The organism is Akkermansiaceae bacterium (assembly GCA_019634595.1).
Taxonomy (GTDB): domain Bacteria; phylum Verrucomicrobiota; class Verrucomicrobiia; order Verrucomicrobiales; family Akkermansiaceae; genus Luteolibacter.
In genome coordinates this window covers 90,455-115,417 of sequence record JAHCBC010000007.1, presented here as the reverse complement: position 1 = coordinate 115,417, position 24,963 = coordinate 90,455, and the positions used below count along the sequence as shown (strand labels likewise).

At 62.5% G+C, this 24,963-nt stretch carries 24 protein-coding genes; 12 read left to right on the top strand and 12 right to left on the bottom strand.

Going from position 1 to position 24,963, the window contains the following annotated elements:
- Positions 1 to 3: 3 nt before the first annotated feature.
- The gene (locus tag KF712_20965; GenBank protein ID MBX3743470.1) at positions 4 to 348 is read right to left on the bottom strand and encodes a hypothetical protein; all 345 of its coding nucleotides are present in this window, start codon (positions 346 to 348) and stop codon (positions 4 to 6) included.
- Positions 349 to 629: 281 nt separating this feature from the next.
- Here KF712_20965 and KF712_20960 point away from each other — a divergent pair, with 281 nt between their 5' ends.
- From KF712_20960 to KF712_20935, 6 genes are all read left to right on the top strand, one after another.
- Complete coding sequence (locus KF712_20960; protein ID MBX3743469.1) at positions 630 to 1,550, top strand: YihY/virulence factor BrkB family protein; 921 nt, start codon at positions 630 to 632, stop codon at positions 1,548 to 1,550.
- A complete protein-coding gene (locus KF712_20955) occupies positions 1,547 to 2,683 on the top strand; it encodes a glycerate kinase (GenBank protein MBX3743468.1) in 1,137 nt (378 codons plus the stop codon). Before KF712_20960 ends, KF712_20955 begins: the two co-directional genes overlap by 4 nt.
- Before the next feature lie 203 nt (positions 2,684 to 2,886).
- Positions 2,887 to 3,684 carry an energy transducer TonB gene (locus tag KF712_20950; GenBank protein MBX3743467.1) on the top strand — a complete coding sequence of 266 codons (798 nt, stop codon included), beginning with the start codon at positions 2,887 to 2,889 and terminating at the stop codon, positions 3,682 to 3,684.
- Between the two features lie 3 nt (positions 3,685 to 3,687).
- The gene (locus KF712_20945; GenBank protein MBX3743466.1) at positions 3,688 to 4,353 is read left to right on the top strand and encodes a MotA/TolQ/ExbB proton channel family protein; all 666 of its coding nucleotides are present in this window, start codon (positions 3,688 to 3,690) and stop codon (positions 4,351 to 4,353) included.
- A gap of 8 nt (positions 4,354 to 4,361) precedes the next feature.
- Positions 4,362 to 4,781 (top strand): biopolymer transporter ExbD, encoded by a 420-nt coding sequence (locus tag KF712_20940; protein ID MBX3743465.1) that lies wholly within the window; start codon positions 4,362 to 4,364, stop codon positions 4,779 to 4,781.
- Between the two features lie 2 nt (positions 4,782 to 4,783).
- Positions 4,784 to 5,218, top strand: coding sequence for a hypothetical protein (locus KF712_20935; protein ID MBX3743464.1), 435 nt, complete (start codon positions 4,784 to 4,786; stop codon positions 5,216 to 5,218).
- Between the two features lie 241 nt (positions 5,219 to 5,459).
- Here KF712_20935 and KF712_20930 read toward each other — a convergent pair whose 3' ends face one another.
- From KF712_20930 to KF712_20905, 6 genes are read right to left on the bottom strand one after another with little or no spacing between them, the layout of a single operon-like run.
- Entirely contained in the window at positions 5,460 to 5,945 is a 486-nt protein-coding gene (locus tag KF712_20930) for a hypothetical protein (GenBank protein ID MBX3743463.1), read from the bottom strand.
- 21 nt (positions 5,946 to 5,966) lie between these two features.
- Positions 5,967 to 8,189 carry a TonB-dependent receptor gene (locus KF712_20925; GenBank protein MBX3743462.1) on the bottom strand — a complete coding sequence of 741 codons (2,223 nt, stop codon included), beginning with the start codon at positions 8,187 to 8,189 and terminating at the stop codon, positions 5,967 to 5,969.
- Between the two features lie 51 nt (positions 8,190 to 8,240).
- Positions 8,241 to 8,612 (bottom strand): LysR family transcriptional regulator, encoded by a 372-nt coding sequence (locus tag KF712_20920; GenBank protein ID MBX3743461.1) that lies wholly within the window; start codon positions 8,610 to 8,612, stop codon positions 8,241 to 8,243.
- Between the two features lie 3 nt (positions 8,613 to 8,615).
- Positions 8,616 to 9,035, bottom strand: a complete 420-nt coding sequence (locus KF712_20915; GenBank protein MBX3743460.1) for a SufE family protein — start codon at positions 9,033 to 9,035, stop codon at positions 8,616 to 8,618.
- 8 nt (positions 9,036 to 9,043) lie between these two features.
- On the bottom strand, positions 9,044 to 10,015 hold the full coding sequence (locus tag KF712_20910; protein MBX3743459.1) for a UbiA family prenyltransferase: 972 nt from the start codon (positions 10,013 to 10,015) through the stop codon (positions 9,044 to 9,046).
- Positions 10,016 to 10,054: 39 nt separating this feature from the next.
- Positions 10,055 to 10,552 carry a low molecular weight phosphotyrosine protein phosphatase gene (locus KF712_20905; GenBank protein MBX3743458.1) on the bottom strand — a complete coding sequence of 166 codons (498 nt, stop codon included), beginning with the start codon at positions 10,550 to 10,552 and terminating at the stop codon, positions 10,055 to 10,057.
- 151 nt (positions 10,553 to 10,703) lie between these two features.
- Between KF712_20905 and KF712_20900 the strand changes: the two genes are divergently transcribed.
- The gene (locus KF712_20900; GenBank protein MBX3743457.1) at positions 10,704 to 12,056 is read left to right on the top strand and encodes a hypothetical protein; all 1,353 of its coding nucleotides are present in this window, start codon (positions 10,704 to 10,706) and stop codon (positions 12,054 to 12,056) included.
- Between the two features lie 215 nt (positions 12,057 to 12,271).
- Here KF712_20900 and KF712_20895 read toward each other — a convergent pair whose 3' ends face one another.
- The 5 genes from KF712_20895 to KF712_20875 all read right to left on the bottom strand — a co-directional run bounded on the left by KF712_20895 (position 12,272) and on the right by KF712_20875 (position 18,348).
- Complete coding sequence (locus KF712_20895; GenBank protein ID MBX3743456.1) at positions 12,272 to 13,237, bottom strand: SAM-dependent methyltransferase; 966 nt, start codon at positions 13,235 to 13,237, stop codon at positions 12,272 to 12,274.
- 86 nt (positions 13,238 to 13,323) lie between these two features.
- The gene (gene rpsP, locus KF712_20890; protein ID MBX3743455.1) at positions 13,324 to 13,575 is read right to left on the bottom strand and encodes a 30S ribosomal protein S16; all 252 of its coding nucleotides are present in this window, start codon (positions 13,573 to 13,575) and stop codon (positions 13,324 to 13,326) included.
- A 139-nt stretch (positions 13,576 to 13,714) separates the two neighbouring features.
- Positions 13,715 to 16,468, bottom strand: coding sequence for a [protein-PII] uridylyltransferase (glnD, locus tag KF712_20885; GenBank protein ID MBX3743454.1), 2,754 nt, complete (start codon positions 16,466 to 16,468; stop codon positions 13,715 to 13,717).
- A 42-nt stretch (positions 16,469 to 16,510) separates the two neighbouring features.
- Positions 16,511 to 17,404, bottom strand: a complete 894-nt coding sequence (locus tag KF712_20880) for a phosphatidylserine decarboxylase (GenBank protein ID MBX3743453.1) — start codon at positions 17,402 to 17,404, stop codon at positions 16,511 to 16,513.
- An 89-nt stretch (positions 17,405 to 17,493) separates the two neighbouring features.
- The gene (locus KF712_20875) at positions 17,494 to 18,348 is read right to left on the bottom strand and encodes a hypothetical protein (GenBank protein MBX3743452.1); all 855 of its coding nucleotides are present in this window, start codon (positions 18,346 to 18,348) and stop codon (positions 17,494 to 17,496) included.
- A 173-nt stretch (positions 18,349 to 18,521) separates the two neighbouring features.
- Between KF712_20875 and KF712_20870 the strand changes: the two genes are divergently transcribed.
- The 5 genes from KF712_20870 to ccsA all read left to right on the top strand — a co-directional run bounded on the left by KF712_20870 (position 18,522) and on the right by ccsA (position 24,958).
- Entirely contained in the window at positions 18,522 to 19,067 is a 546-nt protein-coding gene (locus KF712_20870) for a sigma-70 family RNA polymerase sigma factor (GenBank protein MBX3743451.1), read from the top strand.
- Positions 19,068 to 19,073: 6 nt separating this feature from the next.
- A complete protein-coding gene (locus tag KF712_20865; protein MBX3743450.1) occupies positions 19,074 to 20,720 on the top strand; it encodes a FecR domain-containing protein in 1,647 nt (548 codons plus the stop codon).
- A 291-nt stretch (positions 20,721 to 21,011) separates the two neighbouring features.
- Positions 21,012 to 21,617, top strand: coding sequence for a hypothetical protein (locus KF712_20860; protein MBX3743449.1), 606 nt, complete (start codon positions 21,012 to 21,014; stop codon positions 21,615 to 21,617).
- A gap of 40 nt (positions 21,618 to 21,657) precedes the next feature.
- On the top strand, positions 21,658 to 22,932 hold the full coding sequence (locus tag KF712_20855) for a cytochrome c biogenesis protein ResB (protein MBX3743448.1): 1,275 nt from the start codon (positions 21,658 to 21,660) through the stop codon (positions 22,930 to 22,932).
- Positions 22,925 to 24,958 carry a cytochrome c biogenesis protein CcsA gene (ccsA, locus tag KF712_20850; protein MBX3743447.1) on the top strand — a complete coding sequence of 678 codons (2,034 nt, stop codon included), beginning with the start codon at positions 22,925 to 22,927 and terminating at the stop codon, positions 24,956 to 24,958. Before KF712_20855 ends, ccsA begins: the two co-directional genes overlap by 8 nt.
- The last annotated feature ends 5 nt before the right edge of the window (positions 24,959 to 24,963 follow it).

Sequence of the window (24,963 nt, the reverse complement as noted above, 5' to 3'; positions counted from 1 at the left end):
GAATCAATAGGCGGTCGCCGTGACCATGCCGGCTGGCAGTGCGTCCGCGTTGTGCTGGCGCTGCAGGAGCACGCCATGGCTGATGAGGGAGGTCTGCTCCTTCGGCTGGGCGCTGGTTTGCTGCTCCTTCGTTTTGGCGACTCCGGCTTTCAGGGCATTCTCAGCAAGGCTGCGGATGTCCGAGGTATCGGAAAGGATGGCGGAAACGGATTGGCCGGATTTCCAATCGCGGCTGCCTGCGAAAATGAGCAGGGCGATGGTGATGAGGGAGCAGAGAGTGATGATCACCTTGCTCACGACGCCGGGTTTGCGGGCGGAGTGACGATAGGGGGATGGAATACGTTCCATGATCGTGGGGGGATTTGGGGGATGGGGGAACCCTCGGGGGGAGGGGTGGGGGAAGTTCCGGGGGGGAACGTGATCACCATAACCCATTTCCGGCCATCTGGAATCACGTGATGGCGTAGGAGGAACGGAACCCCGGCCCGATGCCTTTGATGGATTGGGAACGCAATCCTGTAATCCGTGGCCAGAGAAAGCTCCGCCAAACATTGATCCGGAAACGTGGTGTTGACCTGCTGCCTGTGGATTTCCCGCATCAAGTGGAGGATCGGCTTCCGGGAGAATGCTTGAGATTCACCGATAGCCGTGGGAGGTTAGCGTTCATGCGGGTGATGGTGCGGCGCACGACCGGACATTTAGGCGAGTTGCTGCTGGAGATCGGGAAGCGCTGGTGGCGTCACAGCCATTCGCGGGCTGCCGCGGCCATCGCGTTCTACAGCCTGTTCTCGATGGTGCCGATCCTGGTGATCGTCACCGGGCTGGCCTCCACCTTCATCGGCAAGGACCAGGCGGAGGAGGGCATCGGCCATGCGGCGGGGATGTTGTTCGACGAGCGTTCCAGCGACTACCTGACGGAGTTGCTGAGCACGCGGCCGGACCAGGCCTTCACGGGGATCTCCTCCATCGTGGGCTTCCTGATCCTTTTGTTCACCGCCTCGAAGATGGTGGTGGAGGTGCGGGAGTCGCTGGGGATCATTTTCGGCTACCGGGCCAGGGAGGGCAGGCGCGGCGTCATCATCGACATGGTGATGGGGCAGGCCATTCCCCTCCTGCTGGTGGTCGCGCTCGGCGTGGTGCTGGTCGTGTCCGCCGTCGCCGCCGCGGTGCTGAAAGTGGTGGCCACCCATCTGACGGAATATCTCCCGGCGAACTGGGCGCTGTGGGAGTGGGGCCAGCGGGTGGTTCCGCTGTTCATGGAGGCGCTGCTGTTCGCCGCCATCCTGAAATGGCTGCCTCCCAGCCCGCCGCGCTTTTCATCCGCGTTCACCGGGGCGGTGATCACGTGTGTGCTGCTGGTCCTGCTGCGCAGCCTCATCAGCTTTTACTTCAACCAGAGCAGCGTCACCACGGCCTACGGCGCGGCGGTGACGCTCGTCGTCGTCCTGCTGTGGATCTATTTCACGATCCAGATCTTCTTCATCGGCGCGGAGACGGCGGGCTTCATCGAAAGGAAGCGCGAGGTGGCCAAGGAACTGGAAAAATCATGAGAAACGGAGAAATGCCGGTGGCGCTGGTGGCATGCGACAAGTTCAAGGGATCGTTGTCCGCGGTCGGGGTGGCGGATGCCGTCGCGGCTGGGCTGGGGGATGCCTGGCGGGTGGAGAAATGCCCCATCGCGGATGGTGGCGAAGGCTTTGTGGACGCGATGCTCGCGGGTGCCGGCGGGCGGAAAGTTTCCGTCGGAACGGTGGATGCCATCGGCCGGCCATGTGTGGCGGAGTATGGCGTGGCGGATCTGCAGGGTGTGCGAACGGCATTCATCGAGATGAGCGCGGCCAGCGGCATCTGGCGCGTCGCGGAGGAGGACAGGGCACCACGTGCGGCGACCACCTACGGCACCGGCATGCTCATCCGTCATGCCGTGGAGGCGACGGGCGCGGAGCGCATCTACATCGGCATCGGTGGCAGTGTGACCAACGACGGCGGTGCGGGGATGGCGGTTGCGCTGGGTGTGCGCCTTCTTGATGAAAATGGCGGTGAGCTGGATGGATCACCCATCAGCCTGATGTCGCTCGCGGAGGTGGATGAATTGGCACGGCTGCGGTTGCCGGAAATGATCGTGGCATGTGACGTGGACAACCCGCTGTGCGGCGGGCGCGGGGCGTCGGCGGTCTTCGGTCCGCAGAAGGGTGCCACGCCGGATGACGTCGGCTTTCTGGACGCCGCGCTGGAGCGGCTGTCCGAAGTGTCCCGTGGAGGGGACATCGCGCGGACCCCGGGGGCGGGGGCGGCAGGTGGCCTGGGCTTCGGTCTCATGCGCTTTGCGGGAGCGGAACTGATGGCGGGCTTTGACATCGTGGCGGATGCCCTCCAGTTGGCGGGCCGCATTTCCGCCGCGGATCTCGTCATTACGGGTGAAGGATCACTGGACGCGCAGACGCTGGGAGGGAAAGGCCCTGCCGGAGTCGCCGCGATGGCCAGGCAGGCCGGAAAGCCGGTCGTGGCTGTGGCCGGGAGGGCGGAAGATGCGGCCCTGCCGTTGTTCGACCACGTCATGACCTTGGAACGCTTCGCCCTGCCGCGTGAGCGCTCGATGGCGGAAGCGGCGGACTGGCTGGAGAAGATCGTGCGCGCGGATTCGGCCATTCTCGCCGCACTGGTGGCGGACAAAGCTCCCTGATGCGGCGAATACTTTCATCCATGCGTAAGATTCGTCCCGTCCGCTGTCGTTTCTGAATCTCCCGCAGGAAAAGGAGCGCAGGCCATCCCGGTCCCGTATCGGACAAAAACACGTTGACAGGGGGGGAGGGCGCTCATTTAATCGGTCGGGTAACTGAGACTTGTTCTCAATAAGAAACGAGACCTTTGATCGCCGCCACAACGATGAATCCACTTCTGTATGCAGCCAGCATCGGCACCTTCGCAGCTTGGCTGGGAGTGACGGGTGCCAGCACGGTGGGCATCATGGTTCCGGGAAAACCCCAGATTCTGCCGGAACTGAAAACGGTTGAAATGCCTGACATTGTCATGACGGATGGCGAGTTCATGGAGGTGGACATGATGGCGGGCGGATCCGCGACCACCAGCGAGGTGGCGGAGGAGAACAACCTTGAGGATAATTTCGCCCAGGAGGCCTTCACTCCGGAGATCGAGGAAGTGATTCCGGAAGTTCCCGAAGTGCCGGAGATCGCCGAAGTGGAACCGCTTCCGGAAGTGCCGGAACTGCCTGAGGAGAAGCCCCAGCCCAAGCCTTCCGAGAACACCTTTGCCATTGAGAAGAAAAAGGAGCCGGTGGCCCGCAAGCCGGTGGTGAAAAAGACCGAGACCAGCCGTCCCGGGTCCAACCGCCCGGTCGCCCGCCGCACGGAATCCGGCACCGGCAGTGGCAGCGGAAACGCCAACAACAGCGGCTCCGGAGCCGGAGAGCACGGCAGCGGCCGCATTTCCGGTGGCAGGACTCCCCGTCCCACCTATCCTGCGGCCGCCCGGAAGCAGGGGATCGAGGGTACGGTCAGGGTTTCCATCACCTTCGGTGACGGCGGTGAAGTGCTGAGTTGTTCGATTGTCAGCGCCTCACACCCATCGCTCCACGACCAGTCGATCCTGTCCACCATCCGCCGCTGGAAAGTTCCCGGCCGCCGTGGCACCTGCACCCTTCCCGTCCGTTTCACGCTCAGATAGTTCATGTATACCGCCAATGTTGTTCTGGAGATGTTCCACGAGGGGGGCTGGGTCATGTACCCCATCGTCGCCACCTCGTTTCTCGCCCTTTGTGTTTTGATCGAGCGCACCATCTGGTGGCTTGGTTTCAAGAAGAACGTCCGCAGCAGGGACCAGGTGAAGGCCCGTGAGGCCTTGGGGACCGGGAACTTCGGCGGTGCCTGGGAACTGAGCAACAAGAGCAGCGACCCGTTCGTAAAGAATCTCGGTGACGGCATCTCCCATGCCCATACCTCGCTGCTCGCCGCCATGCAGCTCGACGCGACCCACTGGATCGAAAAGTCCGAGGCCCGCATGTGGGTGCTGGGCACGATCATCACGCTGGCACCCCTCCTCGGCCTGTTCGGCACCGTCGTCGGCCTGATGGGATCGTTCGCCTCGCTGGGGGAAGACCAACTGGCAGTTTCCAAGGTGACCGGCGGTATCGCGGAAGCACTCATCGCCACCGCGGCGGGCATCTGCATCGCCATCTCCTGCCTGCTGCCCTACAACTATTTCCGCAAGCGGGTTTCCGCGCTTCGCGGGGAATTCGAACGGTGGATCAACCACACCGAGCTGCTGGCCGCTTCCGCCAAGGCGCACGGCCATGACATCGAGGAATTCTCCACCAAGCTCCACCTCACCCGCTGACCGCCGCGATGCCTGTCAAACTCCAAGGAGGTGCCGCCGGTGACGAGGAGGAGGCCCGGATCGAGGTCGTCCCGCTGATCGACATCATGTTCTTCCTGCTCGCCAGCTTCATGATGGTGAGCATCAGCATGACCCAGCTCAACCGGGTGCCGCTCAAGCTGCCGACGGTGAGCAATTCACAGTCGGAGGTGAAGGCTCCGCCGATCCATATCGCCATCGATGCGAACGGAGTCATCTCCTGGGATACCGCCGTCGTCACCGCAACGGAGATCACCGACCGGCTCAAGGCCCTGCCGCCGAACGAAGATACCGCCGTCATGATCGGCGCGGATGAAGAGGCGAAGCACAAGCAGGTGATGGCGGTGCTGGATGCGGTCAAATCCGCCGGCATCACCAAGGTGAGTTTCGAAACGCAGAAACCGAACTGATTTTGAAGGTCCTTCCCATACTCAACGCCATCGGCTGTCTGTTCCTCGTTGGCTTCATCTTCATCCAGTGGCACGACGGGCAGAAGCTCGACAAGGCCCTGCGTACCGCCCGCCTGAGCGAGCGGAACACACAGAACGAAAAAGTCCTGGTCGAACAACGGGTGGTCCAGATGCAGGTGGACATCGATAACCTGAAAGGCTCCATCGAATCCCTGAAAGCCGGGGAAGAGATGATGAAGAAGGAGATCGAGTCCGGCAAGGAACTGGCCCACCACCAGCACACCGGCCTTTCGTTCGCCGCCGCCCACCTCACCGCCCTCGACCAGGCCGTCACCGAGCGCAACGCGAGGATCACGGAGCTGAACTCCTCCCTCGTCGCCACCCGCAAGCGGCTGGATGAGGCGATCGCGGAGCTGAAGAAAGCCGGCGCGCGCTGAGGCCGCGCTGTTTTTTCTAAAGGAAGGGACCGCATGGCGGCAAAGCCGCTATGTCCGTCGCGCTCCCATTCCATTCGGTCAGATGGCAGGGACCGCATTCCATGCGGTCAGGTGGGGGACATGCTCCAATGCCCCGGCAGTTCCTTGGCTCACAGATGCCATCCATGGGAAACTGGTATCGTAGGGTCTACGGCACCGTCCCCCGCCGGACGCCATGGAATGGCATCCCTGCCTCGCAACCTCACTCCGGCATCACCGGCTTGGTGACCACCACGCCTGTAACCTGGCGGATCCAGCGGGAGTGGCGCAGCTCATCCCCGCAGACGAGCATCCGTTTGCCTTCAAATTCGCTGAGAGGTTTCCCATCCACGCTGTCCGCCATGATGACGTTCTGCTTGCGGAAGCTCGCATCAAGCTCCGCCAGTGAGAAGGACACCTTGTAGCCATCCGCGGCGGTGATGACCACTACCCGCTCCAGTTCCGGTCCGCGCAGCGTTGCGCCCGCCGGGACCGGAATGGTTTTCAGGATCTCCGCCAGCGGCACGCCGGAATAGGTGCGCTCCGTCTTGTCCCGCGCCATCGACTTGATCTCCGCCCGCGGGAGTTTTTCCCATGTGGTCGAATCGAAGTCCTTCCATTCCTTCCCGTCGTGGATGCGGAAGACCGGTTCCGCGAAGAGGATGGAAGCGAGCGAAAAAAAGACGGGCAGGAAGATTCTGGCACTCATGGCGCGGGTGGATGGAGATGGTCAGAATGTGAGTCTGGTGCTCAGATGGAAGGTCCGTCCCGGCTCGGGATAACCGTCCGCCAGTTCGTAATTCTTGTCGAAGAGATTGCGGATCCCCACGGAGACGGAAGTCCGGTTGTTGAACTCATATTCCACATTGAGATTGAAGAGGGTGAAACCGGACACGCTGGTGAACACATCCTCGAACCGGTTCGACGACCAGCGAGAGTCCGACAGCTCGATGCCGGGCGTGATGGTGAGCCGCTGGAGCGGACGCCAGTGGGCGTAGAGGTAGGCCAGTTGCTCCGGAGTCCCCACCGGCTTGAGATCCGGGCGCTGGGGGTCATCGAGGCTCCGGTGGAGGTAGGTGTAGTTGCCGCCCAGCGTCAATGCAGGCATGACATCCCACTCGCCGGAGATCTCGAAACCATAGGTCTCCCCTTGTCCGACGTTCTGGTTCTGCACCAAGGTGCCGCCGACAGCGATCGGTTGGATGGCGTCCTTGATGTCGCTGTAGAATACAGCGCCTCCGATCCGCACCGCGCCGTCGAAAAGCTCATGGCTGCCGCCGATCTGGTAGTTGACCGCACGTTCCGGTTTTAGGCCGGGATTGGGGAGCGCGTCACCGAAACGGGTGCTGTAACGCTCGAACAGGTTCGGGAAGCGCGTGCGGTTGGAGACGCCGGCATAGAGTTCGGTGCCATCGGCCGGGCGCCAGATCGCCGCCATCTGCCAGTTGAAAGCGTCATTGTCGAATAGCGGATATTCACCAAACACACCCGCGTTGAAAAATTCCGCCTCCTGGGTTTCGTACCAATCATAGCTGGCACCCGCGACGAGATCCAGGGTGCCGGTGGCGTGGAACGTGTCCTCGATGGCGACCGACCAGGTGTCCTCCGTCCTCCGTTGGAAGGGGGAGATGTTCGCCGGGGTGAGGTCCGGCGAGTTGTGCTGCCAGCGCCGGTGGGCGTCACGCCGGTAGTGGACGGCGGCCTTGAGCGTGTTCATGGGGATCAGCTCCGTGCCGCCTTCGACGCTGAAGCCGTAGGCGAAGTCATCGTAGTAACTGTCGAAAGCGCGGTTGGTCGCCTGCGTGCCCAAAGCCGAACTGTCGAACGTGGAAAGCAGGTTCTCGAACGTGTTGTAGTGGATCCTGGTCTTCACGTAGGAGTCCCCGCCGATCTGTGTGTGGGAGTTGAAGGAGGCGCTGGAGATGTTCCACTCCGGCCATGTCCAGTCCTGCTGGTAGGCGGTTCCGGCGGGCAGCGGCCCGGGCGTGATGCCGCGGACCGGTTGCCTGACATGATAGGGCGCGAACTTCTCCCCCTCCTGGTAGGTGTAACTGACCGCGTATTCATCGGTGGCGTTGGGGGTCAGCCCAGCCTTGATGTTCACGCGCCAGTCCTTCACCCCGCTGAAATCCCGCTGGCCCTTCCCCTGCACGGGACCACCCGCCCCGACGTTCTCCGGATCGTAGTCGCGTGAGAGGTAATATCCGTCGCTGTCGCGCAGCGAGGCGCTGGCCTGCAGGTAGAAAAGGTCCTGCCTGGTGCCGGCGGAGCCGAAAAGAGTGTAGGTCGCCAGGTCGCCCGTGTTTCCGAACTCGGTGCTTGAACGCAGCTCGCCCTCGAACTCCCTGGTGGGCTTGCGGGTGACGAGATTGATCGCCCCGCCCATGCCGCCGGGTCCATCCAGCACCGAAGCGTGGCCCTTGTGGATCTGGATTTCCGCGAGATCCGGCGTCAGGAAACGACCGTAGTCCAGGCGGTTGTCCGCGGGCAGGTAGATGCGCACGCCATCAATGGAAAGAGGCACCTGCAAGCGGTCGAAGCCCCGCACGTAGATCATGCGCTCGTTCCTGGCCCCTCCGGTATTCGAGGATGCCACGCCGGGAGTGGTCCGCAGCGCGTCGTCCAGTGTATTGCGGTTCTGGATGCGGATGTCTTCCGAAGTGACCACGGCCTGGGACAAGGCCCGGCCGCTCATGCCACCGCCATCCCTTTTGCCATAGACGGTGAGCTGGCCGAGTTCGAAGGGATCCGCGGCATCCCCGGCGGTGGATTCCTTCCGCACCGGCTTCTCCTCTTCCTTTGCCTGGGTCTGTGGACCGGTTGCTTCTTCCCGTGCCTGCGCCGGGCATGGCAGGACGGTCAGGAAGCCGACCGTGGCGAGAGCGAGGCTTCCCGTGAGGTGGGACGGGAGGGGGGACTCGGAAAGAAAGAAGGGCAGGTGGCGGAATTTCATCGGCGCGCAGCCAATCAGATTCCGATATACTTTTCAAAATATAACGGCGGCCTAACCGCTCGATCCGGGTGAATCCGGATCATGGGGGGCAAGAAGCACGTTCATGCGGGACAGCACCGGTTCCAGGGCCGCCTCCGCCGTTGCCACCGCCTCATGGTAGAGTGCCAGCACCTCGTGGCCGGTGGCGGTGAGTTCCGCGCCGCCCTGGTCCTTTCCTCCGCGCTGCATGGTGACCAGCGGTGCGCTGAACATGGTGTTCAGCCCCTTCACCATCCTCCATGCCTTCATGTAGGACATGTCCATCGCCGCCGCGGCGGCCTGGAGGCTGCCGGTGCGGGAGAGGTGTTCCAGCAGCTCCGCCTTTCCCGGGCCGAACGAAAGCGGAGAGGAAAGCAGGAGGCGGATGGGGCTGCCGGAGGCCACGGTTCAGGATCCGGTGGAAAGTTGGAGCGCGCGTTGCTTCATCTGCGTGGCCATCAGGTTGAGCGCGTTCGCACGGGTCGGCGCGAGGTGCTCCTTCAGGCCGGTGCGGTCGATGAAGGACATGTCGGCGGTCAGGATGGCATCCGGCGTCTCATTGTCGAGAACCCGCACGAACAGCGCGATCATCCCCTTCGTGATGAGCGAGTCGGAGTCCGCCAGGTAGCGCACCTTTCCGCCGTCCATGTGAGCGTCCAGCCACACCTGGGACTGGCAGCCTTTGATGAGGTGCTCCGCGTCCTTCGCCTCCTCCGGCATCGGTGCGAGCTTTTTCCCGAGGCCGATCACGTATTCGTAGCGTTCGGTCCAGTCCTGGAAAAAACCCAGTTCCTCGAGGAGTTCGTTCTGTTTCTCGGTGATGGTCATGGTGGAAATCAGGTCGCGGGGGCGAGTCGTTGCAGCAGCCTGCCGGTGATGAATGCCAGAGGCGGGATGATGAGGCAGGCGACCACGTAGGGCTGGATCGCGGGCGGGTAGGACAGGGGCGGCAGCAGCAGGCAGTAGGCCAGCAGCGCGACCCAGTCGATGAGGGGGATGCCTGCGAGCAGCGCGGAGACATGCACGGGGATGGGGCGGCGGTATTTCGTCAGGCAGACCACCATCCAGACGGCGAAGGGAAGGAAACCGATGATCCCGGCCTTCACACTGAGGGAAACCCACAACGCCGCCGCGAGCAGCCCGGAGAAAACGAGCGCCGCCTTTGATGCCGCCAATGCCGCCGCCGATGGATGAGGTGACGACTCATGCCTCGCCCCCAGGGAAAGCCCCGCGATGTAGATGAGCAGCGCCAGCGCGTGATACGTGATGAACATGGACGGCGACGGCAGGCCGAACTCCGGTGCCAGCCGGAAGCGGACGACCACCGCGAACCCGACGAAGCCCATGACCGGCAGCAGCGCGCGGCACAGCCCCATCGGCACCACCGCCCACGCGGCCTTCTTGTGCCAGACGGTGTAGATGACGATGAAGAGGATGATCAACGCGGCCACCACCGCGCATTTCCAGCTCACCAGCAACGCCAGCACCAGGCCCGTGACTCCAGACAGAAATGCGGTCAGCAGGTAGGTGGCGGGGGAGAACAGCCCGTTGGGCAGCGCGCGCTCCGGGCGGTTCTTCGAGTCCCATTCCCGGTCATGCCAATCGTTGAGGAAATTCCCCCCGATGTAGAGGCACACACCCGCGAGCATGAGGAAGACCGCATGCAGCCACACCGGCTGGCCGCCGTGCTCCCAGCGCTGGACGAGCGAGCCGATGGCGATGCCCGCCCACACGTTGCTGATCACGCTCGGCACGTTGGCGATGCGGGCCGTGGCGAGCAGAGGGCGGATTCTTCCTTGGTGCGACATCTGCGGCAGGTGTACCCCGCCGCTCCGCCACGGGCAATCTCAACCCGCCATTTTGACGGGAGCGAAATGCTCCAGGATGCCCTGGCAGCCATCCTCCAGCAGGCTCATCACGTGGTCGAAGCCACGCTGGCCGCCGTAGTAGGGATCCGGCACCCGGAGATCCATCCCGTGGCTGCAGAATTCGACGAACGGGCGGATCTTGTGGTGATGCGTGTTGTTCAGGTCCAGGCGCTGCACCGCCGCCAGGTTGTCCTCATCCATCGTCAGGATCAGGTCGAACTTTTCCAGGTCGCGGGCGCTGATACGCCGCGCGCGTCCGGTGACGGTGTAGCCGCGGCGTTGCAGGGTGGCGGCCATCCGCTCATCCGGAGGGGAGCCGTGGTGATGGCTGATCGTTCCCGCGGAATCGATCTCGAATTCACCGGCGCGACCTGAGTCGGATGCGAGTTTCCGGAAAATGATCTCTGCGGCGGGGGAACGGCATATATTGCCCATGCACACGAAAAGCACGTGGTGGGGCTTCTGGAAGCTTTCCATCATTGATTGTCAGGGGGGATTGACGGGAACCATTTAGTACTATCCGGAGGGGATTTCAAGCGGATCCGTCACCCGGCATCACGTAGGGTGAATTTTTTCCGCAACTTTGTTGAAGGCCGCCGGTTTCACTGGAAGGATCACCAAAACCACTATGAAAAACCCATGGATTCTCCCCGCCGCCGCCCTCGCACTGGGAGCGGCCGGTGGCTTCATCACCGGCAAGGGTTCCAGCTCCCCGGACAGCGCGGGTGCTGCCACCTCCGAAGCCGGCCAGCGTGCCCGCGGTTCAAGCCGCGTCATCGATTCCGCCGATGAAAGCAGTCGTGGAGCCGCCCGCCCGAAGAATCTGGAGGATGCGATCAACACCCCCGGTCACTCCGCCCGCATCAAGAATCTCCTCGATTTCTACTCCGGCCTTACCCCCGAGCAACTGGCGGAGGAGGCGAAAAAGCTGGAGGGCATGCCGATGAGCGAGCGGATCATGGCTTCCTTCCTCCTTTTCGGCCGCTGGGCGGAGGTGGATCCCACCGCTGCCATGGCGCACGCGAACACCATGGGCTTTGCCGCCGGTTTTGTCCGGCCCACCATCCTCCAGAGCTGGGCCAGCGTGGACCCGGAGAATGCGGCGAAATATTACAACGAGAACCCGCGTGAGTTCGCCATGATGGGCGGCCCCGGTCCGGGAGGTGGCAACGGCGCCTCCATGATCGCCGCGGAGTGGGCGAAGCAGGATCCCCAGGCCGCGCTCGCCTGGGCCAGCTCCCTTCCCGGTGCGGACAAGAACCGCGCCATGACCTCCGTCATCCGCGAGGTTGCCATGAACGATCCAAAGAAAGCCGCCGAAATGGCCGGCTCCATGGATCCCGCGGAGCGGGGGGATGCCTACTCATCCATCGCCCGCAGCTACGGCGCGAAGAACTTCGGTGAGGCGGAAATCTGGGTCCGCTCCCTGCCGGCGGATGAACAGGGCCGTGCCATGGCTTCCGCGCTGGAGGGGCTTTCCCAGACCAGTCCGGACCTCGCCTGGACAAAGGCCCAGGCCATGCCGGACGGCGACGACAAGAATCGCGCGCTCCGCAACGTGCTGGAGAACCTCTCGAAACAGAACTCCACCGCCGCGCTCAAGCAACTCGCCACGCTCACCCCGGAACAGCAGGAACGCTCCATCGGCCCGGTGATCCAGAACCTCGCCGCGACTGACAATGCCGCCGCGCTCAGCCACGTGCAGGGCCTCGCCCAGGGACCGGTCCGCGACCGGGGGATCCAGGAGCTGATCCAGTTTGACCGCAAGAGTGAGCCATCCGTGCTCATCTCCCTCGCCGAAACCATCACGGATGAAGGCGACCGCAACCGCACCGTCGGCATGGCCGCCATGCGCTGGATGCGCGAGGACGAAACCGCGGCGAAGAACTACATCCAAAGCTCGGCATCCATCCCGGACAACATGAAGCAGCGCATGTTGGAAGGCGGAGGCCGCTGGGGTGGCCGCGGGCCAAGGCGGTGAGGAGGGAGGACACTCCTGTCCTCCGGCGGCATTGGCGAATCATGAAAGATCTACCGCAAAGTCGCAAAAGCCGCGAAGGAGCGCGGAGAGAAAAAGGGATTCCAAATTGGCGGAATTCTGCACCGCATTGCTCTCTTCCTGAAAACTGAAAACTTCTCCTCCTTGTTCACCAATGCCGCCGGAGGACAAGAGTGTCCTCCCTCCTTACGATCTCCTTACCTCCCCTGATCCAGCACGAGGAACGCTCCGCCCGGGCCGCTGGAGTCCGCCAGATAGGCGTCCGCCGGGTTTCCGGAATCGAGGAACGGCCCTAGGAACTCCCCGAAAGTCCGGAGGGTGCTTTCCGTGGACCATTCCCGCCCCCGGTCACGCAGGTCGGTGAAGTTCACATCCGCCGTGAGGTCCTGCCTGCCGGGATTTCCGTAAATCGCCAGGCCCTCAAGCCGTTGCTGCATCAGATAGGCCCGTAAAGATCCCTTTGGCCGACGGTGGTATAGATCCGCCGCTTCCGCGCCGTAGTCGATGGTGAGCATCCGCCCCGCCTTCCACAGCGGCAGCCATTCCGCCAGCCATTGGTGGTAGGATTCATGGACCTCGATCCGCTGGCTGGGAGGGTGCCCCACGGCGAAGGATGAGGAAATGGGCAAGTCATCCACCTCCAGCAGGACTTCCTCCACGGGTGATCCCAGCCGCACCGCCAGTTCCTTCCAGCCGCTTTCGGTTTTCTGGAAGCAACGGACGGGAAAGGCGTCCACCAGTTCGTTGGAGAAAATGACCGCCTTTCCGCCACAGGCGCGCAGGGCCTCCGCGGGTGTCCGGTGCCAGGTGGCACGGTTGCCCAGCAGCTTCCGCTGGATCTCTTCCAGGGGACGGGACGTCTCGACCAGATGCAGCTTTGTCCGCAGGCGGGTGAACCACGGCAGATGCTCCAGCACCGCGGCCGCCAGCTTTCCTTCACCCGGGCCGATCTCGATCAAATGGAAGGTGCCGCATGCTTTCATCGCCGCCGCCGCCCAGGCTGCGACCGCCTTTCCCGTCACCTTGGAAAGGGTGGGGGCGGTGGTGAAGTCCCCGCCGCGGCCCACGCCGGTGATCCGCCGGGCATAGTATCCCGTCTCCGGATCATGCAGGGCACGATCCATGAACCGGTCAAAGCGGAGGAGTGGCTGGCTTCCGGACATGCGGGGTCACGAAAAGAAAAAACCGCGGTCCCTTTCAGGAACGCGGTTGATGTAAGATGGATATGCCGGCGGATGCCAGCGCCCAATCACGCCTTGGAGGCGGTGCGGGCCTTGCGGATGATGCTGTTGACGGTTTCGGACGGCTTCGCGCCGACGCCGAGCCACTTGTCAGCCTTCTCCAGGTCGATGGTGTAGTTCACGCCTTCAAGAAGCGGGTCGTAGGTGCCGACTTGCTCGATATAACGGCCATCGCGGCGCTTGCGGCTGTCCACAGCGACGATTTTATAATAAGGGCGGTCTTTGGTTCCCTTGCGGTTGAGACGGAGAGCTACGGCCATGATGGAAGAAGTTTCGGGTTGCCCGGTAGCGGGCGGGCGCGGAAATTGGATCATTTGTCGGCGGATGCCAAGCAGAATCTTCCGTGATTTCGCATTTTTCTTAAGATTACTTAAATGATCTCTGCGGAACCGCCGGACATCAGTCATTCTCGCCGCGTGCCACCAGCTTGGTGAAGTCCTCACGGAGATGGTCCAGCAAGGCCGGATCGTTCACCTTTTCACCGTTCTGGGTGGTGATGTAGAGGGTGTCCATCGCCACGCCTTTCTCCGTGCAGATGCGGGCATGGGCAGTGTTGAGGCCGTGGCGGTTGATGGTGTGGAAGAGGTCGTGCAGCAGGCCGATGCGGTCGAGCGCCTGGATCTCCACCGTCGTACAGGTGGGGTGGACGTCGTTGGTCACGTGGGCCCGGACGGGGATGGGCAGATCCTGTTCCGGTCGAGGCTTCAGGAAATTCGCCCTGCGCCGCAGGTAGAGTTCCGGCTCGTGTTTTTCCGAGCGCAGGATTTTCTCGAAGGTTTCGAGGAAACGCCTCCGCAGCCCGGCATCGGACACCGGTTCGAAGTTGGTGGTGTTGATGCGGAAGATGTTCACCACGATGCCGTCGGTGCGGGTGAAGAAGTCCGCGGAAAGGATGTTGATCTGCTCCGCGGCCAGGGCGCAGCAGACTTTCTCCAGCAGCAACGGCTTGTCCCACGTGGCCAGCACGATCTCCGTGTAGCCGCCGTCCGGGTGGTCGATCCACTTGATGCACGTCGAGTTCGGGTCCCCGGAGTCCTCTTCGCGCTGGAGGAAATGCCGGATGGTGCGCACCTGGGTGACGATGTGCTGCGGCTGGCGGAAGGTGAAGGCGGCGGCGGGCATCCGCTCGAAATGCCGCTGCACATCCGGGTGGTAGTCCTCCCGCATGATCGAGATCACCTCGTCGCGCAGGGCGGTCCGGTCCTCGTCGAGCTGGCGGGAATACTGCTCCCGGCCGTTCTTCAGGAAATTCGTCGTGGACTTGTAGAGCTGGAGCATCAGGGATTCCTTCCAACTGTTCCAGGAATCCGGCGATGTGCCATTCGAGTCCGCGAAGGTGAAAAGGAACAGCGCGTCCAGCCGCGACTGCGTTTTGACGATGGAGGCGAATTCCGCGATCACCTCCGGATCCTCCAGGTTCCTGGTGGTGGCGGTGCGCCAGAAGGTGAGGTGGTTGTCCACCAGATACATGATGAGGGAGCGGCGCTCGCCGTGGATCTGGAGGCGGTTGCAGAGCCGGGCCGCCAGCATGGCGGAGCCGTCGATGTGTTCCCGCACGTTCTCCGCGCGGCCCGTGTCATGCAGGATCACCGCCAGGTAAAGACCGTAGGCGTCCTCGATCTGGTGGAAAAGGCGGCTGTAGATCGCGCGGGACGGATTCGTTTCACCGACCAGTTTGTCCAGTTCCTCGATGCAGCGGAGCGTGTGCTCATCCGCCGTGTAGCGGTGGAAGAACTCGTGCTGCACCAGGCAGTCCAGCGCGCCGAACTCCGGCAGGTAGCGGCCCAGCACGCCCACCCGGTGCATGCGCCGCAGCGCGCGCGCCACGTCGCCCTTGCGCTCCAGGATCGCCTGGAAGGTCTGGCGGTTCGCCTTCGAGTAGCGGAAGGGCCGGTCGATGTCCTCCCAGTGGGCCTTCACCAGCTTGCGCATCGGCGGGCTGAGGCGCAGGCCGCGCACCTGAAGGTGCTGGAACAGCCGCATCAGCCGGTTCGGGTCGTCTTTGAAAATGTCATTGTTCTCCGGGTAGATCCGGCCGTCGCGGGCCACGAACCCGTCGAACTCCTCGCGGTTCTTTTTCCGGAAGGTCAGGAATGAGGTGAGGCGGGTGTCCGCTTTCCGCTCCTGCTCGATCTCGAAGATCTCCATCAGCGAGGTGGTGTGCTGGTAGATGTTTCGCGTGTGGCGGTAGTAGTCCCGCATGAACTCCTCCGTCCGGCGCAGGATGCCGCGCTGGGGATAGCGGAAAGAGGTGGCCACCACACCTTGGAGCTGCAGCGTGAGCTGGTCCGTGCCCTTGCGGGTGTGGTAGTGCAGTTCGTTGCGCACGCGGTGGAGGAAATCGTAGGCTTCCTCGATCTCCTTGTAGGCGGTCGCGGTGAGCAGGCGGTCGTCCACCAGCGACTGCGGGTCCGACGTTCCGCGTTTCACCCGGGACACCCACAGGATGTTCTGGTAGTCGCGCAGGCCACCGCAGCTTTCCTTCACATTCGGCTCCTGGAGGAAGACGGTGTAGGAGTATTTCTTGTGGCGGCTGCGCAGGTCTTGCCGCCGGAGTTCGAAGAATTCGTCCTTCTTCTTGTCCAGGCAATCCGTGGCGAACCGCTTCTCGAAGTCGGCGAAAAGCGCGGCATCCCCGGCCACCAACCGGGCATCGATCAGCGCCGTCTTGTTGAGCTGGTCGTTCGCCGCTTCCTGGATGCATTCGACAATCGAGCGGCACGCGTGCCCCACCTTGAAGCCGACATCCCACAGGAGATACAGCACTTCCTGAAGCAGTTCCTGCTGGGCCTTCGGCAGCTTCGATGAGGCCCGGGGAAGGAGGAAAAGGATATCCACGTCCGAGCGTGGGTTGAGAGTGCCACGGCCATAGCCACCGATCGCCACCACCGCCATCGGTAGTTCGCTGCCACCGCGGTTGTTCAGCGCGGCCTGGAAAATGGAACCGACCACCGTGTCGATCAGCCCGGCCCGGGCGCGGGCGATCTCCAGCCCGCCCGCTCCGGCGCGGTGGCGGAGGTAGATCCGGTGTTGCTCGATCTTCAGGAAACGCTTGTAGAGGGAGATCCGCTCCGCGGGGGACAGTTGTCCGTTCAGCGCCGGTTCGAGAGCCTTCCGGGCATGGGTTTCGAGCGTTTTCAGGTGGGTGGGCATGAGCGGCGGGACGGATGAAAGCTGCGCCTTTCCGGCCGAAGGTCAAGACGCGTAGCCCATGCGGGTGCCGATCTTCGCGTAGAGTTCCACCTGTTTCGCGGAGTGGTGCCGCAGGTCGTTCTCCAGCAACACGGCACCCGGCTCGAAAATGGTGATCGTCGAGGATCCGCCGAATGCGAAGTAGCCCTTCTCCGCGCCCTTGTCCACCGGACTGCCCGGATCGAAGGTCTGGCCGATGGTGCCCACGCAGGTCGCACCGATCTCCATGCAGAGCACGGTCCCCAGGTTCGGCGTCTCCAGCCGTGTGACCGTGCGCTTGTTCTCCCACAGGTAGCCCAGGTTTTTCCGCAGGGCGATGGGGGAGACGGAGAACAGCGGGCCGTTGAGCACCACCGTTTCCGACGGGATGCCCGCGGCGGGGAAATGGAACCGGTGGTAGTCCACCGGGCACAGGCGGGACAGCACCAGCGCGCCGTCCGCATACTTCGCCGCCAGTTCCGCGTCACCCAGCAGGGCGGAAAGGTCGAATTTCTGGCCCTTCACGAACACACCCTCGATGGCGGACGCTTTCTGGAAACCCAGGTGCCTGCCGTCCGCGGGAAAGACCACGCTGTTCGCGTCCCGGTCGATCGGGCGGGCTTCCGGCTTCAGCTTGCGGTAAAAGAACTCGTTGAAACTGCCGTAGGCGTCCGGAGACTCCGCGAAATCCGCAGGGTCCAGCCCATATTCCGCGATGAACGGCGCGATGCGGGACTTCGACTCCGGAGTGCTCATCCGCTTCCCATACCAAGCGGAGAAGAACGGCTTCTTGATGAAGGCGTTCAACGCCACCGGTCCCAGCGGATTTCCATACGCCCAGCGCAGGAAGGATTCGCCATAGACTTTCTCCGTATCGAGGGTTCCGGTTTCGCGGTTGTGATAATGGATGGATTCCACGGCGCGCTTCTAGACCGGGAAGCGGACAAGGGCAAGAGGGACTCATCGCGGATTGCCCGGTGACATCGGGCAGGAGATCCACGGGGTCCTCACCTCCTGCGACGGAAGAAGAGGAGGAATCCCGCCGCCCCCAGGAATGCGGACGCCGGTTCCGGAATCTGGACGATCTGCACCATGTTCAGGAAGCCGCGGTTCTCGGAACCCGTGCCATCGACTGCAAGGAAGAGGGAGTCGTTGTCCGCGATCATGATGTCGATCACCACGTAGTTCCCCCCATTCACGAAATGGGTGTATTGGTCGGTGTAGCCCGAAGTCGCATAAGTGATATTGCTCTGGCTGAATGCGGACAGGGAGCTGAAATCGAAGGTTTCGGAACTCTCCCCGGTATTGGCATAGACGTTCATCGCCGCGCCGGGGTTGGCATTGGAGTTGGTGTTCCTCGCCATCACGTAGATCAGATACCGGCCGGATGCGAGTCCGTCCAAGCGGAGGCCGACCGCGGAACCGACGGAGCCGGAGCCTCCACCGAAGAATCCATCCCGCGAAACCGCGGTGCTGCTGGAGTTGTTTCCATAAATCGAGCCGGTGGTGAGCAGGTTCTGCCTTCCGGCGGTACCTCCTCCGCTGCCAGCCAGAGCCAGATTGGTGATGGCGGTGGAAAAATCGACCGAATTGTTGCCGGGGGTGCTTTCCTGCCCCATCGTCAGGGTTATCCCGGATGTCGCGGTTCCGTCTCCGTAGAAAAGGGAGGGTGGAATCATCGAACTGATCTGGTTCCATGTCACCTGGCCGGTGGGTACCGTGCCGGAATTGTGTCCCGGGCTCAGGGTCTGGTAGTCGGAGCCGACCGCGGTCGGCCCGAAATCGAGCATGAGGTTTGCGGCGGATGACAGTCCGCCGGCCAGGCCCAGGACCGCGATGGCCAAGGATGGGATGCTTTTCATTGGGTTTGGCTTTTTGACGACATGGATTGTTCCCATGCGTTATGATAAAATGAGTTGCGACCCGTCCCCACTTAGCATGGATGGAGAAAATTTTTGATGATTCGGATAAAAATGACCCTGGTATGCTAAGTTCCGCGGCTTCTGGAATCATCCTTGATAGGAGCCTTTGCAAAATGTCCGAGAATTCCGAAGTCCACGACGCAGCCCACACGGAGGCGGTGCAGCGATTGTTCCTGCAGCACCAGCCCGCGATCCGGAGTTATATCCTCTCGATGATCCCGGATTTCTCCCTTACGGATGACGTGATGCAGGAGGTGTTTCTGGTGATCACGAGGAAGGCGCGCACCTTCACCTTGGGGTCGAGTTTTCCGGCATGGGTGAAGGTGATCGCCCGGTTCAAATCGTTGGAGATGATCCGGACATCGATCGGCGGAAGGTTCGAAACACTTTCGGAAGATGTCCTCGAGGCCTTGGGGGCGGAGCAGCGGGATTTCCCACACCAGACCGACGAACGGCTGTGCCTGCTGGCCGACTGCCTTTCGGAGCTTGCGCCGCAGGCCCGGCGTTCGATCATCCTCCGCTACCAGAACGACCATCTGCCCCCTGAAATCTCGAATCTCATGGGATGCACCGTTCAATCCGTGAATGTCACCCTTTCACGTGCGCGCACTTTCCTGAGAGAATGTGTGATCCGGAAAATGTCCACCAACACCCCTTGATCACCGATGTTCGACGAAGCGAGATTGAACCACCTCATTGAATCCTATTTCGACCAAAGGCTGAAGCCGGACGAGAAAAGGGAGTTCGAAGCGATGTTGCTCGGCTCATCGAGAGCAAGGGAGATCTTTCTCGACCATGCCGACTGGCATGGCCTCACGCGCGAATGGGCGTTGAGGGAGATGTCGCTGGAACCCCTGCCGGCAGACGTCGTGCCGGTGCCTCCGAAACCGCGGCGGCTTCTGAAACTCCTGTGTGCGGGGGCGGGTATCGCCGCCTGCCTGCTTCTGGCATGGCCGGTTTTCCATCGCTCTGGAAATCCCCCTGAGAGGGCGTCGGAGATGGCAGGGGATAGGAAACCGGAGAGGATGCCCGGCGAACCTCGGATTTCCGGACAACCGCGGAGAGGCTCCCCGCATGCGGATGTGGCGATGCTGGGCCCGACCACGGGAGTGGAATGGAGCGACGGCACCCCGCGCCTCCTGGCTGGAAGCCCCCTGCCAAAGGGGTGGCTGCACTTCCGCAAGGGGAATCTCCGCCTGGACTTCTACAGCGGAGCCACCGTGATTGTGGAGGGGCCTGCCTCGCTCGAGCTGATCTCTCCATTTCTGATGAGGCTTGATAAGGGCAAGCTGATCGCGAATGTACCGCCACCTGCGGAAGGCTTCACCGTCGTTGCTGCGGATCTCCGTGTGGTGGACAGGGGGACCGAGTTCGGCATGAATGTCGAAAAACCGGGGGACTGCGAGGTTCACGTCTTCAAGGGGGAGGTGGAACTCCAGGGGAAGGTGCCCGCCTCCGCCATCCGCGAGCTACGGCAGGGGAGCGCACTGGCGATCCGGGAGGGGACCGTGGTCAGCCTTCGGGCGGACCGTGGTTCGTTCATGGATCCCGCCGCGCTTTACAAGGAGGAAGTGCTCGAAAGCGAAGCACAATGGAAGACATGGAGGGAGGCGTCGGATTCGTTCCGTTCGACACCGGGCCTCCTCGTTTATTTCGATTTCGAGAACCGCGAGCCAGGGAGTTCCATTCTTCCCAACCGGGCGGCCATGGCGGACACGGGAAGTTTCGGAACGGTGGTCGGTTGCGAAGCCCTCTCGGGGCGCTGGCCGGGAAAGAGTGCCATCGGCTTCACCAAGACCAGTGACCGCGTCCGCTTCCGGATTTCCGGGAGTATGCCCTCCCTCACGCTGATGGCCTGGGTGCGCGTGGACAGCATTCTTCTTGAACACAGTTCGCTTCTCACGATGAGTCCGGAGGAAGTCGGGGAGATCCACTGGAAGCTGGGGCAATCCGGTCGGATTATCATTGGAATGCGTGCTTCGAAGGATCTGAAATACAGCTCCTGGGAGCGTCTTGAAAGTCCCGTGGTGGTGACACGGAGGGATCTCGGTCGCTGGATGCACATCGCCACCGTCATTGATGGCGATGGGAAAATGATGAGGCATTTCGTCAACGGTGAGCAGATCGCCTCCGGCCCAATCAACCGCCCCACTCCGGTCCGGCTCGGGCTTGCGAATCTCGGGAACTTCGACGCTCCTCCCGGTGAACGGGTCAAGTACGTCGAGAGCCGGAGTTTCAACGGCCGGATCGATGAATTCGCCATGATCAACCGCAGCCTGAGCAACGAGGAGATCCGCCGGGCCGCGCGCTGAAAATCCGGCTTTGTGATTGCCCTTCATGGGGGCGACCTTGAAATTTCCGCATCCCGGCGTCCGGGTACATCCGCCATGAGAACCTTTCTGAGTCGGCTCCTGCTGATCCCCCGCACCGTCTGGATCGACGATGTGAAGATCTGGAAAATCCGCTGACAGCCGCCGGAAAGACAAGGGGGGGCATCGTTGTTTTATTCCAATAACTTTCAAAAATGTCATCCCACGATCAGGCGGATGCTTCCTGCCGGATTCCTCTTGCATGGACTTGCCCGCGAGACTAACCCCGCAGGCATGAGAAACGTCCCGATCTGCCTGTCCGCCGGTCTGTTGTTCCTGTCCGGCTGCGACAAGAAGCCGGAGGTATTCGAGGATCTGACGGTCACCGAGACACGCCGCATCACCACCGCGGACGAGAAACTGAAGCTTTTCGCCACCAGCGACGAACGCTTCCGTGACGCGAAGCCCAGTCCCGTGCAGGCGGATCTTCCGGAAGGATGGCGCACCGCGCCGGCCAACCAGTTCCGCGCGCTCAACTACCGGTTCGGCGACAGCGGAAAGGGGGAGGCCTGGGTTTCCATCGTCGGCGGCAGCGTGCTGGACAACGTGAACCGCTGGCTGGGTGAGTTCGGCAAGGAGCACGTGGACCAAGCCGGGCTGGATGCGCTGGAACATGCGGACGCGGCCGGTGGCCATGGCGTGTGGGTCACCGCGGAAGGCACTTACACCGGTGCCATGGGCGCGGCCGCCCAGTCCGACTCCGCGCTCTCCGGCGTGGTCGTTTCCGTCAACGGCAAGATCCTGACCGTGAAAATGGTCGGCCCGAAGGATGAGGTCGCCAACGCCCAACCGCAACTGAAGCAACTCGTCTCCTCACTCCGCCTCACAGGCGCTGAATGATCCCCGCATTCCGCACCGTATCCAACTTTCCCGCCAACCCATGATGGAATCCTCCGAATCGCTCCCGCCCGTCCGGAAATCCGGTAACCCCGGGATGCGTGTCTTCAACTTCCTTTCCGGCCTCGGGCTGGCCACTTTCCTCCTCGTCCTGCTGGGTGTCCTGACCTGGCTGGCCACCCTGGAGCAGATCCATAACGGCCTCTATCCCACGCTGCGGAAATACTTCGACTACCGCGCGCTCTACGTCCTGCCAGACGCGGTCTCCCCGGAGAACACCTGGTACCCGCGCGTGAACGGCAACCCGCTGACCATCCCGCTTCCCGGCGGCTACTACGTCTGCGCGCTGCTTACGCTCAACCTGCTGCTCGGGGGCATCGTCCGCATCCGCAAGGGCTGGAAGCAGGCCGGGGTGCTCATTTCCCACTTCGGCATCATCTTCATGCTCATCGGTGGTGGGGTGACCGACCATTTCTCCAAGCGTGGCAACATGGCCATCCATGAAGGAAGGGTGAGCGACGTCGCCCAGGATTACTTCGAGTGGGTGGTCGAAGCGGCGGAGATCAAGAACGACAAGCCGGAGAACATCCGCGTCATCGGCAACCAGTATCTCAAGCAACTGGAGGGTGAGAGACGCCGCATCTTCCGCCTGCCGGACATGCCCTTTGACCTGGAGATCACCGCCTACTACGGCTATGCCGTGCCGATCGCCGCCACCGAGCGCGCGCCGCGGAATGGCGAGCAGCTTTTCGACGGCTACTTCCTCGAACAACAGGAGGAGCAGGTCGGGGGCAAGGCGGTCGAAGAAGAGCGGAAAACCGCGGGCTGCCACGCGAGGCTGCTTTACAAGAATGGTGAAAAGTCCCCCATCTTCATCCTCACCGGTGCCAGCCTGTATCCCTACACCGTCCGCGTGGACGACCGTGTCTTCACCATCGACATGCGCAAGCGCCTGTGGCCGATGCCATTCCAGGTGAAGCTGGACAAGTTCACCGCGGACTTCCACCCCGGCACCACCCGCCCGGCGAAGTTCATCAGCGACATCACCCGCATCGAGAACGGCGCGGAAGCCAAGATCCGCATCGAAATGAACGAGCCGATGCGCTATGAGGGCCTCACCTTCTTCCAGGCCAGCTACGGCCCTGAAGGCGCCGGCCCCGGGGACAATCTGTTCTCCGTCTTCGAGATCGTCAAAAACCCGGCGGACAAATGGCCGGAATACAGCCTCTACATCGTCACCTTCGGCCTGTTGGTGCACTTCATCATGAAGCTCTACGGCTTCATCATCGGAACCACATCCAAGAAACGCAATGTCTGAGAAAAAACCCACCACAGGCCGCTGGATCGCCGCCGGACTCGCTTTCGGCGCGGTCATACTGGTGCTCCTCCAGGTCGCCAAGGACAACCGCCCGAAGGGCGAGGTCCGTGAACTCCCGGCCTACGTGCCATGGAGCGACGAAACCGTCAGGCTGTTCGAGACCCTGCCGGTCCAGGAAGGCGGACGGATCAAGCCGCTGTCCTCCCAGGCCGGGTTCACCATGATGTCGCTCCACCAGGCGCGCTCCATGGAGATCAAGGGCAAGAGCGGGAAGAAGATCACCATTTCCCCGACCGAGTGGATGATGGATTCGATTTTCCGCCCGAAGCTGGCGGTCGATCTGCCCACCTTCGGCATCGACAACTCCGAGATCCTCTCGAACGCGGGCATCAAGATCCGCGGCAAGCGTGACCGCTACAGCTACGCGGACATCGAGGAAGGCCGGGAGAAGATCATCGAGCTGGCGCTTTCCTACGAGAAGATCGCCGACAGCAAGCGGGACCCGGTCCAGAAACAGACCATCACGCTCGCCTACAACATCCGGAACTATGAGGCGATCCTCGGCTACATGAGCTTTGCTCGCTCCGGAGTGACGCTGGCTGGCACGGGCACGGATGGGAATCCGGACCGCCGCGCCGACATCAGCGACATCATGCTCACCGCTCCCGTCATCAAGCGGAAGCTCGCGGAAGACCAGCAGGCCGGCCTGCCGATGAACCCGCAGATGCAGAACCTGCTCCAGCAGGTGGTGGACCTGGCGAATTTCTCGAAATTCGGACTCTTCATGGTGCCTCCGTCCGAAAGGTCGGAAACCAAGTGGAACACCGCCGGAAACCTGATCTGGACCGTGATGCAGCAGGAAGCGGGGGATTCCAAGACGGCCATCGAGGACATCAAGGCCATCGAAAAACTCGTCCGCGCCGTGGAGCCTGACGACGACAAGGCTTTCCGCACGGAGCTGTCCGCCGTCCATGACCGCTTCGTGAAACGGGCCGAGGAGCGCGGGCAATACAAGCGCATCGGCCTGGAAGCCCACTACTACCGCGCGGACTGGTTCTACTGGACCATGGTGTGCTTCGTCGTGGGGATGGTCTGCGCGCTCGTGATGTGGGCGACCGGCCGCAGCACCGCGGGCAGGATCTTCGGCGGCATCACCGCTCTGCTGACGACCACGGGTGCCGTGCTCTGCACCATCGCCATCGTCGAGCGGTGCCTCATCATGCGCCGGCCGCCGGTTGGCAACCTTTACGACACCATCATCTTCATCTGTGCCGTGGTGGTGTTCCTCTGCCTGATCACCGAGCTGATGACGAAGCGGCGCTTCGCCCTCGGCCTCGCGCCCATCGCGGGGGTCCTGCTCATCATCCTTTCCCGCCGCTATGAACTCGGGGAAGGGAAGGATCACATGGATCCGCTGGTGGCCGTGCTGGACTCGAAGTTCTGGCTCGCCACCCACGTCATCACCATCGCGCTGGGCTACTGTGGTGGTCTCGCCGCCGCGGTCCTTTCGTCCGCCTATATCCTCATGCGGGGTCTGGGACTGGACAACGGGGAAAAGGACATGCGCCGCTCCCTCACCCGGGCGGTCTATGGCATGATCTGCCTCACCCTGTTCCTCTCGCTGGTGGGCACCGTCCTCGGCGGCATCTGGGCGAACTACTCCTGGGGCCGCTTCTGGGGATGGGACCCGAAGGAGAATGGCGCGCTCATGATCGTGCTCTGGACGCTGGCCATCCTCCATGCCCGCCTCGGCGGCTACATCAAGGAATGGGGCCTCCACCTTGCCTCCCTGTTCACCGCCTGCGTGGTCGTCTTCTCCTGGTGGCACGTGAATTTCCTCGGGGTGGGCCTCCACAACTACGGCTTCACCGCCGGAAAGGGATCCATCTGGGGCTTCTACTGCGTGGTGACGGTCATGATGATCTTCGGAGCGGTGGTGATGTTCATCGAGCGGCAGAAAAAACTGGCCGCTGCGGAAGCCCGCGGACTTCCGAAAACATCCGAAGTGTCTCTTGAATCCCGCTGACCGGC

Excerpts from the sequence above, each read along its gene's own strand:
- KF712_20965 (MBX3743470.1), bottom strand. The coding sequence starts at position 348 with ATGGAACGTATTCCATCCCCCTATCGTCACTCCGCCCGCAAACCCGGC.
- KF712_20955 (MBX3743468.1), top strand. The coding sequence starts at position 1,547 with ATGAGAAACGGAGAAATGCCGGTGGCGCTGGTGGCATGCGACAAGTTC.
- KF712_20950 (MBX3743467.1), top strand. The coding sequence starts at position 2,887 with ATGAATCCACTTCTGTATGCAGCCAGCATCGGCACCTTCGCAGCTTGG.
- KF712_20945 (MBX3743466.1), top strand. The coding sequence starts at position 3,688 with ATGTATACCGCCAATGTTGTTCTGGAGATGTTCCACGAGGGGGGCTGG.
- KF712_20940 (MBX3743465.1), top strand. The coding sequence starts at position 4,362 with ATGCCTGTCAAACTCCAAGGAGGTGCCGCCGGTGACGAGGAGGAGGCC.
- KF712_20930 (MBX3743463.1), bottom strand. The coding sequence starts at position 5,945 with ATGAGTGCCAGAATCTTCCTGCCCGTCTTTTTTTCGCTCGCTTCCATC.
- KF712_20925 (MBX3743462.1), bottom strand. The coding sequence starts at position 8,189 with ATGAAATTCCGCCACCTGCCCTTCTTTCTTTCCGAGTCCCCCCTCCCG.
- KF712_20915 (MBX3743460.1), bottom strand. The coding sequence starts at position 9,035 with ATGACCATCACCGAGAAACAGAACGAACTCCTCGAGGAACTGGGTTTT.
- KF712_20910 (MBX3743459.1), bottom strand. The coding sequence starts at position 10,015 with ATGTCGCACCAAGGAAGAATCCGCCCTCTGCTCGCCACGGCCCGCATC.
- KF712_20905 (MBX3743458.1), bottom strand. The coding sequence starts at position 10,552 with ATGGAAAGCTTCCAGAAGCCCCACCACGTGCTTTTCGTGTGCATGGGC.
- KF712_20900 (MBX3743457.1), top strand. The coding sequence starts at position 10,704 with ATGAAAAACCCATGGATTCTCCCCGCCGCCGCCCTCGCACTGGGAGCG.
- KF712_20895 (MBX3743456.1), bottom strand. The coding sequence starts at position 13,237 with ATGTCCGGAAGCCAGCCACTCCTCCGCTTTGACCGGTTCATGGATCGT.
- rpsP (MBX3743455.1), bottom strand. The coding sequence starts at position 13,575 with ATGGCCGTAGCTCTCCGTCTCAACCGCAAGGGAACCAAAGACCGCCCT.
- glnD (MBX3743454.1), bottom strand. The coding sequence starts at position 16,468 with ATGCCCACCCACCTGAAAACGCTCGAAACCCATGCCCGGAAGGCTCTC.
- KF712_20875 (MBX3743452.1), bottom strand. The coding sequence starts at position 18,348 with ATGAAAAGCATCCCATCCTTGGCCATCGCGGTCCTGGGCCTGGCCGGC.
- KF712_20870 (MBX3743451.1), top strand. The coding sequence starts at position 18,522 with ATGTCCGAGAATTCCGAAGTCCACGACGCAGCCCACACGGAGGCGGTG.
- KF712_20865 (MBX3743450.1), top strand. The coding sequence starts at position 19,074 with ATGTTCGACGAAGCGAGATTGAACCACCTCATTGAATCCTATTTCGAC.
- KF712_20860 (MBX3743449.1), top strand. The coding sequence starts at position 21,012 with ATGAGAAACGTCCCGATCTGCCTGTCCGCCGGTCTGTTGTTCCTGTCC.
- KF712_20855 (MBX3743448.1), top strand. The coding sequence starts at position 21,658 with ATGATGGAATCCTCCGAATCGCTCCCGCCCGTCCGGAAATCCGGTAAC.
- ccsA (MBX3743447.1), top strand. The coding sequence starts at position 22,925 with ATGTCTGAGAAAAAACCCACCACAGGCCGCTGGATCGCCGCCGGACTC.